Source organism: Variovorax paradoxus, from assembly GCF_000834655.1.
In the GTDB taxonomy this organism is placed as follows: domain Bacteria; phylum Pseudomonadota; class Gammaproteobacteria; order Burkholderiales; family Burkholderiaceae_C; genus Variovorax; species Variovorax paradoxus_F.
On sequence record NZ_JXQQ01000122.1, the window covers coordinates 1 to 464 of the forward strand.

1 protein-coding gene is annotated in these 464 nt (G+C 70.0%); it reads right to left on the bottom strand.

The features are described from left to right. A partial coding sequence (locus RT97_RS30355) for an AMP-binding enzyme (RefSeq protein ID WP_042582583.1) occupies positions 1 to 464 on the bottom strand: 464 nt, incomplete at both ends.

The window sequence follows — 464 nt, forward strand, 5'->3', positions numbered from 1 at the left end:
CGGCCCACGCGCGCCACGCCCAGCACATCGGCCCAGATCGCGGCCAGTGCTTCTTCGACTTCGCCTTGCGGCGCCTCGTAGGCGTCGGCGTTCTCCAGCCCGGGCTCGGGCAGCGCCTTGCGGTCGACCTTGCCGTTGGCGTTCAGCGGCAGTGCTTCGAGCACCACCACCGTCGAGGGGACCATGTAGTCGGGCAGCACCTCGGCCAGGCGCTGGCGCAGTTCGGATGGGCCGATCTCGCGGCCCGCATGCGCCGAGACGTAGCCCACCAGGCGCGCGCCCAGCGGGCCTTCGCCGGCCACCACCACGGCCTCGCGCACCTCGAGTTGCGACAGCAACTGCGCCTCGATCTCCCCGAGCTCGATGCGAAAGCCCCGGATCTTCACCTGATGGTCGATACGCCCCAGGTACTCGATCTGCCCCTCTGCGTTCCAGCGCACGAGATCACCCGTGCGGTACAGCCG